At 42.8% G+C, this 17,989-nt stretch carries 17 protein-coding genes; 5 read left to right on the forward strand and 12 right to left on the reverse strand.

All coding sequences use genetic code 11. The features are described from left to right. Nucleotides 1-195 precede the first annotated feature (195 nt). Together secA2 and HNR43_RS09900 are read left to right on the forward strand one after the other, a co-directional pair. A complete protein-coding gene (secA2, locus tag HNR43_RS09895; RefSeq protein ID WP_183243490.1) occupies nucleotides 196-2,526 on the forward strand; it encodes an accessory Sec system translocase SecA2 in 2,331 nt (776 codons plus the stop codon). 22 nt (nucleotides 2,527-2,548) lie between these two features. Continuing rightward, entirely contained in the window at nucleotides 2,549-3,415 is an 867-nt protein-coding gene (locus HNR43_RS09900) for an accessory Sec system S-layer assembly protein (RefSeq protein WP_183243492.1), read from the forward strand. 170 nt (nucleotides 3,416-3,585) lie between these two features. Here the strand turns inward: HNR43_RS09900 and HNR43_RS09905 are convergent, their stop codons facing one another. Next, nucleotides 3,586-4,035, reverse strand: coding sequence for a hypothetical protein (locus tag HNR43_RS09905; protein WP_183243571.1), 450 nt, complete (start codon nucleotides 4,033-4,035; stop codon nucleotides 3,586-3,588). Nucleotides 4,036-4,225: 190 nt separating this feature from the next. On the opposite strand from HNR43_RS09905, the gene HNR43_RS09910 reads away from it, so the two are divergent. Continuing rightward, nucleotides 4,226-4,639, forward strand: coding sequence for a helix-turn-helix domain-containing protein (locus HNR43_RS09910; RefSeq protein ID WP_183243494.1), 414 nt, complete (start codon nucleotides 4,226-4,228; stop codon nucleotides 4,637-4,639). 298 nt (nucleotides 4,640-4,937) lie between these two features. On the opposite strand, the gene HNR43_RS09915 is transcribed toward HNR43_RS09910, so the two are convergent. Further along, nucleotides 4,938-5,177, reverse strand: a complete 240-nt coding sequence (locus HNR43_RS09915; RefSeq protein WP_183243496.1) for a DUF1640 domain-containing protein — start codon at nucleotides 5,175-5,177, stop codon at nucleotides 4,938-4,940. A gap of 368 nt (nucleotides 5,178-5,545) precedes the next feature. Here HNR43_RS09915 and HNR43_RS09920 point away from each other — a divergent pair, with 368 nt between their 5' ends. Further along, nucleotides 5,546-5,953, forward strand: coding sequence for a YwpF-like family protein (locus HNR43_RS09920; RefSeq protein WP_343055754.1), 408 nt, complete (start codon nucleotides 5,546-5,548; stop codon nucleotides 5,951-5,953). Nucleotides 5,954-5,957: 4 nt separating this feature from the next. Here the strand turns inward: HNR43_RS09920 and HNR43_RS09925 are convergent, their stop codons facing one another. The 10 genes from HNR43_RS09925 to HNR43_RS09970 all read right to left on the reverse strand — a co-directional run bounded on the left by HNR43_RS09925 (nucleotide 5,958) and on the right by HNR43_RS09970 (nucleotide 17,276). Next, nucleotides 5,958-6,464, reverse strand: coding sequence for a class D sortase (locus tag HNR43_RS09925; protein WP_183243500.1), 507 nt, complete (start codon nucleotides 6,462-6,464; stop codon nucleotides 5,958-5,960). Next, nucleotides 6,446-7,369, reverse strand: coding sequence for a processed acidic surface protein (locus tag HNR43_RS09930; RefSeq protein ID WP_183243502.1), 924 nt, complete (start codon nucleotides 7,367-7,369; stop codon nucleotides 6,446-6,448). Before HNR43_RS09930 ends, HNR43_RS09925 begins: the two co-directional genes overlap by 19 nt. 60 nt (nucleotides 7,370-7,429) lie before the next feature. After that, nucleotides 7,430-8,776, reverse strand: a complete 1,347-nt coding sequence (locus tag HNR43_RS09935; protein WP_183243504.1) for an aspartate kinase — start codon at nucleotides 8,774-8,776, stop codon at nucleotides 7,430-7,432. Nucleotides 8,777-8,825: 49 nt separating this feature from the next. Then, complete coding sequence (locus tag HNR43_RS09940) at nucleotides 8,826-9,254, reverse strand: DUF1284 domain-containing protein (RefSeq protein WP_183243506.1); 429 nt, start codon at nucleotides 9,252-9,254, stop codon at nucleotides 8,826-8,828. A gap of 40 nt (nucleotides 9,255-9,294) precedes the next feature. Then, nucleotides 9,295-9,777, reverse strand: coding sequence for a competence protein ComK (locus tag HNR43_RS09945; protein WP_183243508.1), 483 nt, complete (start codon nucleotides 9,775-9,777; stop codon nucleotides 9,295-9,297). An 88-nt stretch (nucleotides 9,778-9,865) separates the two neighbouring features. Continuing rightward, on the reverse strand, nucleotides 9,866-11,974 hold the full coding sequence (locus HNR43_RS09950) for a methyl-accepting chemotaxis protein (protein WP_183243509.1): 2,109 nt from the start codon (nucleotides 11,972-11,974) through the stop codon (nucleotides 9,866-9,868). Between the two features lie 94 nt (nucleotides 11,975-12,068). After that, nucleotides 12,069-13,151, reverse strand: a complete 1,083-nt coding sequence (gene csaB / locus HNR43_RS09955) for a polysaccharide pyruvyl transferase CsaB (RefSeq protein WP_183243512.1) — start codon at nucleotides 13,149-13,151, stop codon at nucleotides 12,069-12,071. Continuing rightward, nucleotides 13,148-15,040 (reverse strand): DUF5693 family protein, encoded by a 1,893-nt coding sequence (locus HNR43_RS09960; protein ID WP_183243514.1) that lies wholly within the window; start codon nucleotides 15,038-15,040, stop codon nucleotides 13,148-13,150. The genes csaB and HNR43_RS09960 overlap by 4 nt, the downstream gene beginning before the upstream one ends. Then, the gene (locus tag HNR43_RS09965) at nucleotides 15,013-16,545 is read right to left on the reverse strand and encodes a putative polysaccharide biosynthesis protein (RefSeq protein ID WP_183243516.1); all 1,533 of its coding nucleotides are present in this window, start codon (nucleotides 16,543-16,545) and stop codon (nucleotides 15,013-15,015) included. The genes HNR43_RS09960 and HNR43_RS09965 overlap by 28 nt, the downstream gene beginning before the upstream one ends. Further along, nucleotides 16,542-17,276: a WecB/TagA/CpsF family glycosyltransferase gene (locus tag HNR43_RS09970; protein WP_183243518.1), complete on the reverse strand. Its 735-nt coding sequence runs from the start codon at nucleotides 17,274-17,276 to the stop codon at nucleotides 16,542-16,544. Before HNR43_RS09970 ends, HNR43_RS09965 begins: the two co-directional genes overlap by 4 nt. Before the next feature lie 101 nt (nucleotides 17,277-17,377). On the opposite strand from HNR43_RS09970, the gene HNR43_RS09975 reads away from it, so the two are divergent. Beyond that, complete coding sequence (locus tag HNR43_RS09975) at nucleotides 17,378-17,974, forward strand: hypothetical protein (protein WP_183243519.1); 597 nt, start codon at nucleotides 17,378-17,380, stop codon at nucleotides 17,972-17,974. The last annotated feature ends 15 nt before the right edge of the window (nucleotides 17,975-17,989 follow it).

The following is a 17,989-nucleotide window of genomic DNA, read 5'->3' on the forward strand; positions in this document are numbered from 1 at the left end:
AAAAGACAAATACACCTACTATAACGAAAAAAAGACAAAAAAGTTTCATATTTTGATAATTTTTTCTAACAAACTTACAATATCACCCAACAAACAAAAAGTAAAGAAATATTTTCCGGGTCGTGAAACATTTTGGGAACAATGGTATACTGTACGTTGAAACGATTTGATTTACAGCGAAGGAGAAGGTTCCCCATGTTGTCTTACATAAAAAAACTAGTAAACAGCGATGAACGCAAACTGAAAAACTATAATAAAATCGTCGCGCGTATCAATGAGCTTGAACCGACATTTGAAACGTTGACAGATGACGAATTGCGCGCGAAAACAAATGAATTTAAGCAACGGCTCACGCAAGGCGAAACGGTATTTGATATACAAACCGAAGCGTTTGCGACTGTCAGAGAAGCATCGAAACGTGTGCTTGGGATGCGTCATTTTGACGTTCAACTCATCGGCGGACTTGTGCTTGCCGAAGGAAATATTGCGGAGATGGCGACAGGTGAAGGAAAAACGCTCGTCGCTTCCGCCCCAAGTTATTTGCGCGCGCTTGAAGGAAAGGGCGTACACGTCATTACGGTCAACGACTATTTAGCTCGCCGTGACCGTGACTTAATCGGAAAAATTCACGAGTTTTTAGGGCTGACCGTTGGCTTAAATTTGCCGCAAATGTCACTAGAGGAGAAAAAAGCGGCATATCAAGCCGATATTACGTACGGGGTCGGTAACGAGTTTGGCTTCGACTATTTGCGCGATCATATGGTTTATAGCGTTGCCGACCGTGTCCAACGCCCATTTCATTACGCGATTATCGATGAAGTCGATAGCGTATTAATTGATGAGGCGAAAACCCCCCTCATTATCGCAGGAAAAACAGGTGTCAGTTCAGAACTAAGCTATTTATGCGCGCGCATCGTAAAACATTTCATTCGCGATGAAGATTACGAATACGATGAAGAAACAAAAACCGTCAACTTAACCGAACAAGGCATTGAAAAGATTGAAAAAGGATTTGGCATCGACAATTTATATGACCTTGAACATCAAGTGTTGTACCATTACGTCATTCAAGCATTGCGCGCATACGTCATGTTTACACGCGATGTCGACTATATCGTGAAAGACGGAAAAGTGTTGCTTATTGATATGTTCACCGGGCGTCCGATGGAAGGTCGCAGCCTAAGCAACGGTCTTCATCAAGCCATTGAAGCAAAAGAAGGATTAGAGTTAACAGAAGAAAATAAAATTCAAGCATCGATCACAATCCAAAACTACTTCCGTCTTTATCCGGTTTTATCGGGAATGACAGGGACGGCGAAAACAGAAGAAAAAGAGTTTCAAACGTTATACGGCATGGATGTCGTCCAAATTCCAACAAACCGCCCTGTCATCCGTCAAGACTTGCCTGATCGCGTTTTTGCAACAGTCGAAGCGAAATATAAAGCAGTCGCAAAAGAAGCGAAGCGCGTTCATGCGACAGGACAACCGATACTCATTGGTACAACATCTATTTTACAGTCAGAAAAAGTGGCGAAATATTTAGCGGAAGAAGGATTGTCGTTTCAGCTGTTAAACGCCAAAAGTGTCGAGCAGGAAGTAGAGTTGATTTCACGCGCTGGTCAAAAAGGACAAATTACAATTGCGACAAATATGGCAGGGCGCGGAACAGACATTATGCTCGGAGAAGGCGTGGCAGAACTTGGCGGATTGTACGTCCTCGGTACAGAACGGCATGAAAGCCGACGCATCGACAACCAATTAAAAGGACGTGCTGGCCGTCAAGGAGACCCAGGGCGCTCGCAATTTTTCATTTCGCTTGAAGATGACATGTTTCGTCGTTTTGCCAAAGATGAGTTAGAAAAAATGAAAAAATCGCTACAAGTAAACGATGAAGGAGAAGTATTAAACAAAGATATTCACGAGTTTGTCAACCGTGTACAGCGCATTTGTGAAGGAAGCAACTTCTCTGTAAGGGAGTATAACTTAAAACTGGATGACGTACTAAACGAACAGCGTCGTACCATTTATACGCTTCGTAATCGCATTCTTGAAGCTAACGATGTGATTCCAATTGTCGTTCATATGGTGCCATCATTTCTTGAAAGAGAAATTCGTTATACATGTCCAGAAGACGTCATTCCAGAAGAATGGGATATGGCTCGGCTAGTAGAGACGGTGCAAACGGTGATAAACGAACATATTGATGTAACTGGTGTTGTCGATCAAAAAGAAGTGGAAGCGATCATCCAGCAAGCGATCACTTCATGGAAAGAGCGTGTGCATACATTAGAATACACTGAAGAACACCAATGGGCATTGAAACGTGCTTTACTTTCACTCATCGATTTTCACTGGACAAAACATTTGGAAGCGATGGAGTTGTTAAAAGAAGGAATTGGGTTGCGCTATTACGGACAAGAAGACCCGATGCGCCAATATGCAAAAGAAGGGTTGGAACTCTTTATACAGATGTATCACCGATTAGAAAAAGATGCTTCCCAACAACTTGCCCAGCTACTTATTTAAATGAAGGAAAGGAGATGGAACGATGATTCCATTTTTCAAAAAGAAAAAACAAGGGGAAGATAGTACCGTTCAAGCAGGACAATTATTTGACGGAGCAGCTGAACAACAAGATGAAGACGTGCATACCACGTTATCGATTCATCCACTGATGTCGCTAACGGCAGAACAAAAATATTATTTTCAATACGTCAATAACGAACTGCCACCATTGAAAAAAAATCAAGTATCACTAGCCGGAATTGAATGGAAAAAAGAAGAGGATCGTTATGTTGTTACGGCGTTTGTACGAAACAGTTTAGATCAATCAATTCGTTTTGAACATACGCCACTGTTGTTGATTGGGCCAGATGGGAAAGTAATCGGACGAAAAGTATTTCCGATGCACGAACTTGGCGACATTCCGCCAAAAAGCAGTCGTCCATGGCGATTTGTATTTACAACGAGCGACCTGTATACAGAACATATCCCTGAAACGGGATGGAAGCTGGCGTTTGAATTAAAAAAGCCACATCGACTAGATTTAGAAGAAAGTTGGGAACAACATTTAAAAGAAGAAGATAAGCAAAAGCTTGAGCAACTCGTTCGCTCTCTTACTCCGCCAAAACAAGGAGAAGTGAACGTCATGGGGTTACAAGCGCTTATCAACAACGAAGGAAATTTAGTCGTCACCTTACTTATTCGTAACGGTAATGATAAAAACATTACGTTTGAGCAAATGCCGTTAATCGTCGAAGATGCATCGGGTGATGTTATCGCACGCGGAGCGTTTACATTGCAGTTAGAAGTAAAAGCAAATACAAGCAAGCCGTGGACATTTATCTTTCCAAAGTCGCTCTTACAAAAAGAACAATTTGACTTTTCTACATGGCGCGCCTATATTCCACAATAAGGAAAAAGGGCTGATGATTTACATCAGCCCTTTTTCTTTGCCTCTGGCCACCAACCGCTCTCTATTGTAAACAGAAGGAAATAGTACTACAGTTATATTTTAGCATTATTTTTCACGTTTAACAAACATATTTTTAGTTTTTTTGGCATAAATTTTTCGTTGACAAACCATTAAAATAAACAATATTGAATTTTCTGCCCAGAACGAATGGAAACTGAGCGGAATGTACATAAGATGGCTCGTTCTTCAGCAGCTGTGAGGTCATTCATCGGTGCGGGGATGTAACGTTTCTCGAGGTCACTCCAACGTTTCACGCATATTTGAGCTTTTCCTCTTCCGAAGAAAAACGTAATGACAATCATTAATTGATCGTCTATCGTTTTAAAAAATAAAAATAAGTCATCTTTTGTTGTGCACGTAATCATCCGATAACGAATCGGTTCTAGCGGTAGTTTATCGCTCGGTGAAATAAACTGAAGTGAATCAGAAAAGTGAATGGGCTCAATCGTTCGCGATTCGTGAAACGGAGGATTGGGCTTCTCTTTAATAAGTACTTCGCACATTTTTCCTCCTTGTTTCGCCTGATGAACAATGTAATTTGAAAAATAAATATTCACGATTCATCATCTCCTTCAAGTTTTTCCAATGTATATTTTTACATTTTATGAATATTCAATCAACTTTTTTCGACAAACAAACCGTCGATTTTTGTTCTAAAAACGAACATTTTTTCATTTTGTTCTCAAAAAGAACAAAATGAGTTCCGTTCTTCTTCTATCGTAAAAGAAAAAGGGAATTTGGTGGAAGATGATGTTACAACATATTGGCGAACAAATTAGACGTTTGCGAAACGCTCACGATTGGACGCAAGAGCAATTTGCACAACGATTAAATGTATCTCGTTCTAAAGTAAGCAAATGGGAAAATGGCGAAGTGCTTCCTGATTTACAATCGCTTATCGATATGAGTGATATATTTCATGTCAGCGTCGACTTTTTGCTTGGAAAACATCCAACAGATGAACAGCTGTTACAAGAAGTGCGATTGGCATACGGAACGAACGAAATGAGCGATGAGCAATTATCGCTTATTCGTTACATGAATGAACAGCGCGAGCTCGCGAAGCGACTATATGCCCTACAGTCGTTGCCTTTACATAAGCGAAAGCGAATTGAAGGAGTCGTCATCAAGATGATTGATGAAATGATTGAAGCGTTGAAATAAGAAAAGCGCAAAGCGCCCCAATTTCGCCTAAAGGCAGCCCGCATCGTGCGGGCAACGGCGAAATGTCGCCATCCTTGGCTCCCGCGAAGAGCGCACAAGCCCCACCGAGGAGGCTCAGACAAAGCAAAGCTTTGTCTTGCGTGGGATATTTCAAAGAAGCAAACTCAATGTGTCGCCGCCGCAGTATGGGGCGAAGCGCATCACACCGATGGCGCTTGGAGCTAGACAGCTCCGTAAATCTAAAATTTTATACTTTCTTATCTTTTAAAAAAATAAAAAAGGGGCGTTTTTCTGCCCTTTATTCAATGCCGATTAATTTTTTTAAGCGATATACGTCTGCTTCTGTTTGCCATTGTTTTTGTGCATGCAGTTCAAATTTATCGTGTAGCTTGTCCACTTTTGTTTCTAACTTTCCGATGCGCACATGCAACTCTTTTATTTCTTCACGCATTTCTTGTTTGAAGCTTTCCATTTCCGCGCGCATTTCACGTACTTCATGGAGCAATTCTTTTACCGCTTGTAAAACTTGGCTTTCCATTTTTCATTCACCCCTTTCATTTTTACCCCTAGCATACCACTCCCACAATAGCCGGTCAATTGAAAAAAGAGGCTAGCGAAGGGGATGCTAGCCAAACAATGAGGGAGCAGTTAGAGGACACATTTTGGAAGGAAGTTGAGAGGAACCTTTCTATCACCTCCTCGATTCATATGATACAAAAATAAAAAAATGGTGTAAAATTTCGATTTTTCAATTTTCAAGCCAGTTTTTTTTGTTTTTTGCCGTTTTTCGGCCGTTTTTGACAAAAAAAGCGCCTGAAAATTCAATTTTCACTTTTTCTTTTCTTTTTTTGTTACATTTCGCCCATATGGTATAATAAAGGCAACTACTGTTGCGAGGTGGATGCGGTGAAAACTTTTAAGCTCGTTGCTCTCACACTATTGCATGAGCAAAAACAAGATATTCCGCTCATTGATGGGTTAATGATTAATAAAGAAGATGAAAATAAACGTTGGCTTATCGAGGCGTATGTCGAGCAAACATATCGCGAACTATTTACATCGTTAAAAGAGAGCGGTACAACGTTCGATGCGCTTGTGACCATTTCGCGCAAAACGAACGATCCCGCTCATGTGCGTGCAACTGTTCGCTCCGTAACGATGATGGGAGAACGAATGAGCGTATTAATGGACGCGACGCTCATTAAGCGCTCGAATTTAGCTGAAGTCGTGTTAGAAGATTTAGTTCAACGCGGACTACATGGCGAAACGCTCCTGCAACAATTTAAACAACAAATGCATACGAAAAGAGGCTGATTATTCAGCCTCTTTTTTGTTTGGCAACTACCACGTATCTGTTCGGCGCATCCCCTATCCAACGAAACGGATAACATGTAATTAACGTTAGCGTCGGGTACGCTTTTGGGACAAGCACCGTTTTGTCATCTGGCTTGACGATGCGAATATGTTGAACGACATACGTCCACGTTTTGTCGTTCGTCCGTACGATCAGTTCATCACCTAATTGCATGTCACCGAGCTTGCGAAATACTGTATCGCGATGTCCTGCTAAAATCGTATGATTGCCTTCACCGGGAAGTGCACTTCGTTCATCATGCGCCACCCCTTTATTTAACTGTTGCATGCCTTCATAAATGGGCATCGCTATGTGTAGTTTCGGAATAAATAACGTGCCGATCGCATCATCTTGTTGGACGGGCGGTTGTTTACTCTGTTGCACCGCTTCATACGCTTCATGCCAACCGATAGCGTTTGCCCAAATGAAAGACGCACCGAAAAGAAATAACGCTATCGCCACGACTCGCATCGTTTTCCCTTCTTCCATAACACGAAGCTTGCAAAAAGTAAAGCGACACCAATCAATATGTTTATTCCGTACGAAGAAGCGGTTTTTGGCATGCGCGCAACAAGTAAGCCGCTTTCTAAATCGAGCGCCATCATACCGATATGTGCGAGCTGTTCGCTTGCATCAATGAGCGCACTTGATCCGATTCGCTCATAAGGAATATATAAATCCGCTACCAATGTGCCGTCGTCATCATACCATTCCATCACAACAGGCGCAGTGGCGGTTTGAATTTGTTCAAACGAAATCGGTTTTCGTCCATATTTGTTCACTTCATACACTTTCGCCTGCAGACGATAAAGCGACAGCCATTCGTTCCAAAGATGACGGACGGTTTCTTGTTCTGTTTTTGTTAGTGGTACAGATGAGTCACGCAATACGAGCGTTTGAATGTGTTTATCGAGGCGTTCAAGCGTTTGTTTCGCAGACGGAGGAGTCCGTTCGACTAACCGATGAATTTCATCTTCAGTTAGCCCGATCGTTGCTAAAACGTCGGTCATCGCTTGGATCGCATCGTAACGATCACGATAAAACGATAAGGCGTATGCTAAATCTTCGATGAACGTATATTGTTGCAGTTGTTCGCCAAACTGTCCGAGAAGCGCTTCGGCTTCTTCTTTCGTCATTTCATAGCGGAGCAATAGTTCATCAAGACGCTCTGGCGTGATCGGTGTTCCTAATTGTTTTTTCAATGCTTCTAACGAAGAAAAATCGTTGATCGTCATATTCCATTTTGCTAAATAACTCGTTAAATCGTCCATCGTCCAACCGATGTCTTGTACGTATTGTCGCAATGCTTCTTCAGAAATGGCCGCTTGTACAGGTGTCGCATATAACAAACAAATAAATAACCATAGCACGCGCATGTATTTTCCTCCCTTATGTGTGCTATGGTTATTTTGTTCGATTATTCCATTTTTATACGATTAGAAATATACTTCGTATAAGGCGCGCACCGCTTTTTCAACCGCATCCGCTTTGACACCAAACATCATGCTCACTTCCGATGAACCTTGGTTAATCATTTCGATGTTGACGTTTGCGCGAGCGAAAGCGGCTGTTGCTTTAGCGGCAATACCGACGCTACGCTCCATTCCTTCTCCGACAACCATAATAAGCGCTAAATCACGTTCAATCGACACTTCATCGACACGCAATTCTGTTACAATCCGATCTAATACGCGGCGCTCGACATCGCCAGCTAATTGTTCTTCACGTAAAATGACAGACATGTTATCAATGCCCGATGGCGTATGTTCGTATGAAATGCCTTCATCCTCTAAAATTTGTAGTAGGCGACGTCCAAATCCGATTTCGCGGTTCATTAAATATTTGCTGACGTTAATGCTACAAAAGCCTGTATCGCTGGCAATACCTGCGACAGGACGCTCGCGATGGTCTCTCGTTGCGACGATCATCGTCCCTTTCGCTTCAGGGTTGTTCGTATTTTTCACGCATACCGGAATGCCACGGCGGTACACAGGTTCAAGCGCTTCATCGTGAAAGACGGAAAAACCCGCATACGACAATTCGCGCATTTCACGATACGTCAATTCTTTTAATTGGCACGGATGCTCAACGATTGATGGATTGACGCAGTAAATCGAATCGACATCGGTAAAGTTTTCGTACAGCTCAGCGCCAACACCTGCGGCAACGATCGAACCCGTAATATCCGAACCACCACGTGGGAATGTAACGATATGCCCTGATCGAGAATAGCCGAAAAAGCCCGGAATGACTAAAATACCACTTCTTTCTTTTAATTTTGCAAGTCGTTCATATGATTCTGGCAAAATTTGTGCATTTCCTGGCTCGTCTGTCACGACAATACCAGCATCTTTTGGATTCACATAATGCGCTTCATACCCGAGCTGACGAAGATAGTGAGCCATCAGTTTAGCGTTGTTATCTTCACCACTTGCTTTTAACGCATCAAGTAAACGTTCAGGCTGATCGTGATACGTATCAATGATTTGTTGCAAGCTTGCTGAAATGACGTCTAAAATGTCGCGCGACAAATGTAAATCCGTGACGATTTCATCATAGCGTGCGACAACTTGAGCAAGCACCCCTTCGTATATGTCATGTTCTATTACTTTTTTGGCAAGTGTAATTAACAAATCTGTCATCTTCGTATCATCTTTACATCGCTTTCCCGGCGCAGAGACGACAACAAACTTGCGCGCTTCATCTGATGTGATGATGTTGGCTACTTTTTGAAATTGCTGTGCATTGGCGACAGAACTTCCCCCGAATTTTGCTACTTTCATATGCCATAACCCTTTCTTTCTATTTTTATTTCATTATCATAGCACATCTTCAATCGTTTTTGTCAGAAAAATTTTTCAATTTTCGTATCCCTTCTTTACAAACTCCATACGATAACCACGAACACCCTGCGCAAAGTACATCTAAGTCATCCGGTTCAACCACTTGCTTCGTTCGTTCAATTAACTCGGATTTCATATATACTCGGTTTTCTTCGAGCTGTAAATGTTTTAGTACACGGTGATCCATCGCTAATACATGATCATTTGATTCCTCGTCCGCTTCGCAGCGGTCTACTCCATGATGCGGGCACGCATAACATGCTTCATCGAGAGCTGCAATAACGCGAATCGGACCATCCGTATGATCATCGCGCATAAACGCAACGATTTCCGTCATCTTTTCCACGAACGATTCGCTATACCCCATCCCTTGAAATCCGTGCACACATAATAAATGATGTCCTCGCAACGTCCGCATAATCGTCCTCTTTTCTTTCTTACTCTCGAAATATTATACACTATTTTTCATAGTTATTCATCATTCTTTGTTGCAATGTGAAAATAAGCATCGCCGTTTTATACATTTTTCCTTCCAACGTTCCTTTTTGCATATCAACAATGAGTTCTTGTTTATTTTTTAAAATGACTTTCGTTTTCTTTTTTTCATACGGTTGTATCGTCTTGATGTGGGATTGTGCAATCCATATGCATCGATCGCTGTCAGGAGAACATGTTGGAAAGAAATAGAGCCGAAGTGCTTCACAAACGGAGATCGGAACCATTTGCCGAATGCCGAGAATATGTTTTGCTGCATGTACTTTTCCTTCATATGTACTTCCGTAGTAGCGGCAACTTTGTTGCATAATTTCTTTCGGTGATCGCTCGACGTTGTACGTATTGTACAGTTCGTAAACAATCGTGCCAAGCCGACCGTATTCATCGTATTTTGGCACAAGGGCAGCCGTTTCCTCCATAATAATATATTCTTCCATCCGTTCCATCTAAACTCCCCCTCACAAATATATGTTCGCCTTCATTATAATGAATTTTCATAATTTTAACAATAAAAAATCTCGGAAAACTCCGAGATTAAACGATAAATTGCTTCCCTTTTTCCGCTAAATGTTGCGCTTTGTCGCTTAACGTTTGTACATTTGCAGCAATCTCTTGCACAGCAGAAAGCAACTGTTCATGTGCGGCGGCTGCCGTTTGTGTTTGTCTTTCTGCTTCTTGTGCGATCGTTTCTGTCTCTTTCATCGTCAAAGCAAGATCGTCAAATGCGCTCGTCATGACCGCAATTTTTTGAGCGACATCGTCCATTTGAACCATCACTTCGTTTGTCGTTTGCTGAATGCGGTCGAACGTCTGATCTGCTTCACGCGCTAATGTCATGCTTTTTTCCGATTCATGCCGCACTTGTTGCATCGCTTCAACGGATTGCGATGTATCTGTTTGTACTTCTTGTAATAGTTCACGTATTTGTTTTGCGGATAAAGACGATTGTTCCGCAAGCTTCCGCACTTCATCTGCCACAACGGCAAATCCGCGTCCGTGCTCGCCTGCGCGCGCTGCTTCAATCGCTGCATTTAACGCAAGTAAATTTGTTTGATCGGCAATATTTGTAATCATCGTCGCCATTTGAGCGATATGAGCGGAACGTTGATGCAACGCTTGAATCCATTCGCTCGATTGCGTAATGAAATCGTTCATCGTTTTCATTTGTTCGATCATTTTATCCATCGCTGCCGTTCCTTTTTCCGCTTCACTCGTCATCGCCCGCGCCGCTTCTGCCGCTTGTTGTGAGCGAGATAAAATATAGTTTGTATCATCGACAAGCGTATGAACAGCTTCGACGTTTTGTTGCGCCCACATGCGTTGCTTGCTCGAACCCGCTGCCACTTCTTCCATCGTCGCTCCCACTTGTTCCATCGCGTGCGCCGCTTCTTCTGTAATGGCGGTTAATTCGTGCGCGGATGCAGATACGTCGTGTGTCAATTGTTGGTTCGCACCGATCATGGAACGGAATGAAGTAATAAGCGATTGAAATGACTGAGCAATTCGAGCAAATTCATCGTTTGACATGACGGACAATTGCACCGTTAAATCACCGCTTGCCGCTTGCATGCTCGCTTGTTCAATCGTTGCAATTTGTTCCCGTACCGCCATGTAAAAAGCAATAAATAAGTAAATGACGACCGCCACCGCAAGTGCACCGGCACCAATTGTCACCCATTTTTCAAACATGATTACCTCATATTCATGTTGTAAATGGTTTTGGAACGCATCTAGTGAAAAGCGGGAAAGCTCATGTAATTTTTCAAACGCACCGTTCGTTTTCTCATATAACTCGACCGACGTTAACGAAATTTGATTCGTTTGTAAAAATTCACGTTGAAACAAACTCACCATGCTTAATAAATCTGTCGAAATGACATCGTTGTATTGTTGCACTTTTTTACGTAGCGGTTCATCATCGACAAAAAGCGGCGCTGTTGAACGGCTAACGGTTTGCATCGCTGTTTCTAACACGTTCGTCCAATACGTCATTTTCGATCGTTCGATTTCATACAATTCACTTTTTAACGTTAGCTCTGCGGCAAACGATTGCGCTCCCCCGATCGTTTCCGTAAGCAATGGAACTTGTTCGACTACAAGACGCGCTAAATAATGATTGTTCATATCATTATCAAGCGAGACGTTCGAGCGATCGGCAACGTGAAGCAACATTTTTTGCAAGTCGTAAATGAGCGCATTATGACGTTTCGTTGCTTCTGATACAGTGAATGTTTTCCAATTTTCTTGTATGTCGTTCATTTGTTGTAAAAGCTGTTTCCATTGTTCTTCTTCAATAAACGAAGCTTGTTGTTGTTTATGGACGGTTTGCATCATGGTCATGGATTTTTTTATCATTTTTTGCGCTTCAGCAACGCTCGCTTCATTCCCATGACCGAGAAGGACAGTCGTTGTATGTTCCCGATGTTTTTGTATACCGTACATCGCATCCATCATCGGAGCGATGTATGCGATACCTTGTTGTTCTTTCTCAATAAACGTTTCTTTATGTATTAACAGTCGAAGATATAGCACGCTGACTGCAAACAACGTAAACATAAAAATCGTCGCTAACAACACGAATTTTTTACTAAAAGGCAACCGATTGAGTAGCTTTTTCCCGAACGTAAACATCGCGCCATCCACGCTCCTTATGAAAACAAGATGTACATATTGTTTTCTATTTTATCAGACGATTCATAAAAATTATATAAAAAAAATAAAAATTAGGCCATTAGACCTAATTTTTATTTCGAAACAATGCAAGCGCCTCTTCGGCAGTTTGTTGGGCGGTTTGTTGGAGCGGTGCGACAGCACGAATCAAGATTTCTTTTTGTTGTTCATGTTGAGCTATACATTGCTGAATATACGAAAATAGTGCTTCTCCATCCCAATGATCATCCTCGACATGTGCAAATACGGGCTGATTGGCTTGATTGGCAAATGCATCAATTTTCGGATCGTATGATAAAGCAACAAACGGTGTATGACCGACCGCTGCAAAAATTAACGCATGCAAGCGCATGCCGACAAGCAATCGGGAACTTGCGACCATCGCCATTTTTTCTTCAATGCTTGCATCATAAGGTGCAACGACGGCATGCTCTTTCATCATGGCTAATACGCGACGAGACGTTTCATCATCGTGATGCCCATGCATCGGAATAAATACGACATCAAAGCCTGCTTGAACCGAGCGATCAAGTGCAACGGCTATTTTTCTTTCAAAATCACGACCACGCGCCCACTCGCGCACCGAAACAGCAATGACAGGACGTGTAAACGATTGTTCTTTCCACCATGTTGTTGGGGATGTCGGTGGCTTTAGCCCCATGACTGGATCAGGCACGACCGTAATCGGCTTTTTTATCCCTAACGTTTTTAATAACTCGGCAGATGGCTCGTCGCGCACCGTTAGGCGATCGACTTGATTGAGCGTCCATTTCATGAGCCATTGATTTTGTTTTTTAGACACAGGACCCATGCCTTGCGCGTAAACCATGACCGGTTTGCCGAGCCATTTAGCGATTTGCATAACGCCTGTATAGTACGGAATGCTACGCCATCCCGTTTGGTCTTGAAGCAAACTTCCCCCACCGCTAATTAAGCCATCGCTTTCACGAAGAGCTTGAATGATGTCACCGATTCGCCAACGATTGACCGCACGAACCCCATACGTTTGTTTTGTAAATGTCGGATCGTTTGACAGCACCGTCACTTGCACGTTTGGATCATGTGCCCGAAGCGCTTGAATAATCGCATATAAAATTGCTTCATCGCCAACGTTATGAAAACCGTAATATCCAGAAATGACAATGTTCATCGTATCACCTTTTTCCATACCCACTCATATACGTAAATAAGCACAATACCAATGAATAGCCCAAGTCCAAGACTATACATTGTACGAATGAATGAAATAAAAAGTGGGATGTGCAAATGTGTAAATGTATTTATTATTGACAACCATCCGATCGTTCCGACAACAAAAAGAATAGACCCTAATTTTTTTTGTTTATTGATGACAAATAAAGCGAGCATGTACGCTGGAAAACCGAGCAAAAATTCTTTCGTACGTGGGCGTACATATAACCATTCTTCTAACTTTTGTCTCGCTGCTAACTCAAGCCCGCTCGCCGTACCTGTATTGCCAGAACGTAACACGTAATACGCTAACAAAGCAAAAACAAAGAAACTAACAACGACATGTCCGATCGTAATCGGCTGTTTCCATAGCCGTTTTATAAACGGAAGAAGCGGCTCTTGAATGATCGAAGGTAAAACGAGCACAACCATCGCTACAAGCGGAACGACATAAACGAGTTTCACCCCTCGAAACCCTTCACCGACATAAGCCATATACTCATTGCCATACAACATCGTGACAATCCAACTGATTCCGACAAACGAAATAGCGATGGCGCGACCGTATGCCATAAACGTTCCGCGCCAGCCTTCCCGAACGGAAGAAGGTTTAGCGGCATATATTGGGGTGATGATAGCAACAAGCAAGGCGACTGCCTTCAAGGCTAAATCTATCGCCAACACCGTTCCTGCAATACTTAGAACGAGCGTTCCGCCAGCGGCAAGCGATGCCAGCATCGGTGACGCGAGCGAACGAATCGCAAGAAAAACGAAAGCTGTCGCCCCAACAATCAATCCGATCGTTGCTATATTCGAGCGTTCAATTGGCGCAAACGGTTCACTTTTTCCGAGCGTATAATGACTTGGCATATGTTGAACGATTTGTTTCATCACAGCGACTGTTTTTTCAATATTTTGTACTGTTCCTGCGGATGTATACGGACGAACAAATAACGCGCGTATGTTTCGCTCTTTAATCGCACGAATAGCAACATCCACCGCTTCATTTGGTTTTCGTTGTTCTAAATTTAAACTATGCAAACGAACGACGTCCACATTCATTGCTTTCGCTAATGTCGTCAATCCTTTTGCTTCATAAAACTCGGTGGACAACAACGCATATCCTGCTTTCTTCCATCTTTTTCCCCATTTTTCGACATCGGTCGGATACCCAGCCACTTCTTCTCCCGTCGGCAACAGTTTAGATATATGTTCATTTTTTAACGTTTCGATTTGTCGAAGCACACGGACACTTGCTTCGTTCATATCACGGGCATCTGGAACACGAAGCACGACCATCAAGCCTTGTTCAATGAGACGAGCGATTTTCATTTCGTCATATCCGAGTGGAACGCGTTCGATTTTTTTTGCATTTCCTTCGATAACATAATACGTTTTTCCATTTACTTGCATGGCCTTGACATCGTCACCAAACGTTGCTTGTAGCGATGAAACGATCGGGAACGCCTGATCAAGCGGATAAACGACAAGTCCGCGCGAAGGAATATGATCGACCGTTTCATTCGATAAAACGAGTGTATGTTTAAATTCGTCCATTTTTAACAACAGAACATGTCCTAATTTTTCGAGCGAATCAAGCGTTTCTGCTTCCACGCTAACCGTCGTTAAACCTGCCTCTTTTAGTTGCTTCCATACATCTGTTTCATTTTCTTCTTGCAACCATACTTCAATTTCATCGTATGGCATGATCATTTCATACGTTCGATTGTTCCACTCTGCCTCATGCCGCTTGCTGAGTGCTGGGGCGATCAGCATAAGCGAAATGGCGATGATAATCAACAACCATTTTTTCACACGTTTCATCCTTTCTTCTTTTGATTCAACCATTGGCGAAGCTCTTGAAGGGTTGCCCCACCGAGCGCGAGTACAATTCCAAAATAAAACAAACCGCCTCCGATTGTTGCTATCGCTACATAAACAAGCGAAGCCATTCTTCCCCACGTCGGAGAAATAAAAAATAAACCTACGCCCATTAGTACAGAGGCAAAGAAATATACGAACATTTTTCGATTCCAAAAGACGAGCGACATACGACGGCGAATGGCAACATGGTTCATCCATGTAATAAACGCGTATGTCACAAGCGTCGAAATACCAGCACCAATTAATCCGTACCATGAAATAAACAAGACGTTCGTTCCCCATTTTACGAAACAGCCGATGACGATAATGACTGCAGCGCGTTTCGAATCGCCAATCCCTTGTAAAATGCCTGTTCCAAGCAATGCAAGCGATGTGAATACGGAGCTTGCTAGCACGATAGCCATCGTCAAACTTCCTTCGTTATTTGTAAATAAAGCGATATTTAAAGGAACAGCAAGAGCGGCTAAGCTAGCTGCGATTGGCCATGATAAAAAGTGCGATAGCTCGAACGACTTTTGAATCGTTTGTTGCGCTTGCCTTGTTTCCCCTTTTGCTAATTGCTTACTTAAAAGCGGAATGAGCGGAAGAACAAGGGAAGATGAAAACACCGTTGCTATTTGCACAAGTGCTGTTCCACGACTATATAGTCCGAATAAGTAGCTCGTTTCGCCCATTTCTGTCCCATGCCAACGAAGAGCAAGTGGCACGGAGAGTGAATCGACTAAATTTAAAAATGGCATCGCAAGCGCACCAAACGCAATTGGAATCGACAAAGCTAAAATCGTTTTGCTTGTCTGTATCCATTGCACACGTGAAAGCCGTACGCGCTTCGGACGGTAAGGAGAGCGGGCATACAACGCCCGTAAGTATACGAGACTTGCGAGCGCACCAAGCGGTGACCCGATCATAATTCCCCCGGCGATCATATCATCGGCATATGCAGCTTTCACCATATAAAAAGCGACAAGTAAAATAAAAGCGACGCGCACGAATTGTTCGAGCACTTGGGATGCGGCAGTCGGCTTCATATCTTCAAGTCCTTGGAAAAACCCACGATATACAGCCATATACGGTGAAATAAGCAACGTCGTTGATACGACAATAATGGCGAATCGTGCCTCTTGACCGCCAAGCGCCTTGGCAATCCATGATGAGCCTCCTGCAAGAAGTGAAAAACTGAGCACCCCGAAACTAAATGCCAATATGCTTGCGGTTTGCACGAGGCGCGCCACTTCATCTTCTTTTTGTTGCGCACGAGCTTCCGAAATTAATTTCGATACAGCAATCGGAATCCCCGCAACCGATAAAATGAGCGCAACCATATAGAGCGGATAAACGAGACTAAAAATGCCAAGCACTTTATCTCCTGCAATGTTTTGTAACGGAATGCGAAAAATGCTGCCGAGCACTTTCGAAATGATCGTGCCAATCGTTAAAATCATCGTTCCTTTTACAAATGACTGGTTCATTTTCCGACAACCTTTTGCTTTAAAATCGTCCACGCAAAGCGTGGCAATGCCAACATCCGTTTTGCTCGCGTCGGCTGCTTTACTAAGCGATACAACCATTCGAGATTTAGGCGAATCCATAGTTCAGGTGCTCGCTTAACTACTCCAGCGAGCACATCAAAGCTTCCGCCAACGCCCATCCAGACACCGCGCCCGACTGTATGCATATGTTCAGCGATCCATTGTTCTTGTTTTCCCATACCGAGCGCAACAAATACAAAATCGGGCGCTGCTTGTTTCACTTCTTCTACAATCGTCTTATCGTTCCAGTCAAAGTAACCGTTACGTACTCCGACTAAACGAACATGTGGATAACGATGGCGAATATGTTGTGCTGCCGCTTGCACGACTTCTTCTTTCGCGCCAATCATATATACGCGATATTGATGCTCATCGGCGAGCTGTAAACAACGACATAACACGTCGTAACCAGCGACACGCTCCGGAAGCGGTGTTCCGAGCCATTCAGCTGCTTTCACGACCCCGATCCCATCAGCAACGACATAATCGGCTTGTTGAATCGTTGCCATATATGTAGGCTCTTCATTTGCTTTCATCACAATTTCAGGATTCGCCGTCACGATAAAGCACGGCTTTTGTTGTTTGACGTGCGCATGAATGACGGAAACAACTTCATCCATCGTCGCACGTACAAACGGAACTCCAAGTATGTGAACCGTTTGAAACGACATACAAAACGCTCCTTTAATTCGATTGTTCGACAACATTATTAATCATATCACAATGAATATGACATTGACTATTTCTTCTTCGCCATAACATTGGTAAACTAATGGTATACATACATGCAAAAGAAAGGGTTGCATTTGCGATGGAATGGACAAACGATACGGTTAATCGAGCTGTCATGGCGCTCGTTCAACAATTAACAAAAGATTGGACGAAGACGAAAGTACACTCGGAAATATTAGAGATTTTCATGAACATGCGTTTAGAAACGAAAACGGAGGAAGAGTATGTCGGATTGCTTTTAACGAACGTTGCTTTTGCGACAGAGTCAAGCTTTGCATTAAACAAAATTTTTGAACTCATTTTACTTCATAAACAATTTCCACCTGCTGAAGCGGTGCAAGCATGGGTAACAGATGCACATAAAAAAATTCAAGAACAATTGCCAACGTTGCGCGAAGTATATCGCAAACATTTCGGTGACGAGGAAAATATAAAACGAAAGCTTGAACTGAGCTATTGCCCTGTATTGTTAGGCAATCGAATCAAAACAGATTTCATTTTCGCTTTCATTCACGAACAAAACCAACCGATGATGAAAGACTTTTTTGACGCCGATCCAAAAGTCGTGCTTGAGGCGCTTCATCATATTAGTGGATTTTTTGCAAGCAAAATTTTAGAAGGCATTGAACTCATATAAAAAGGGAGCGAGCAG

The organism is Anoxybacillus mongoliensis (assembly GCF_014201515.1).
GTDB lineage: Bacteria > Bacillota > Bacilli > Bacillales > Anoxybacillaceae > Anoxybacillus > Anoxybacillus mongoliensis.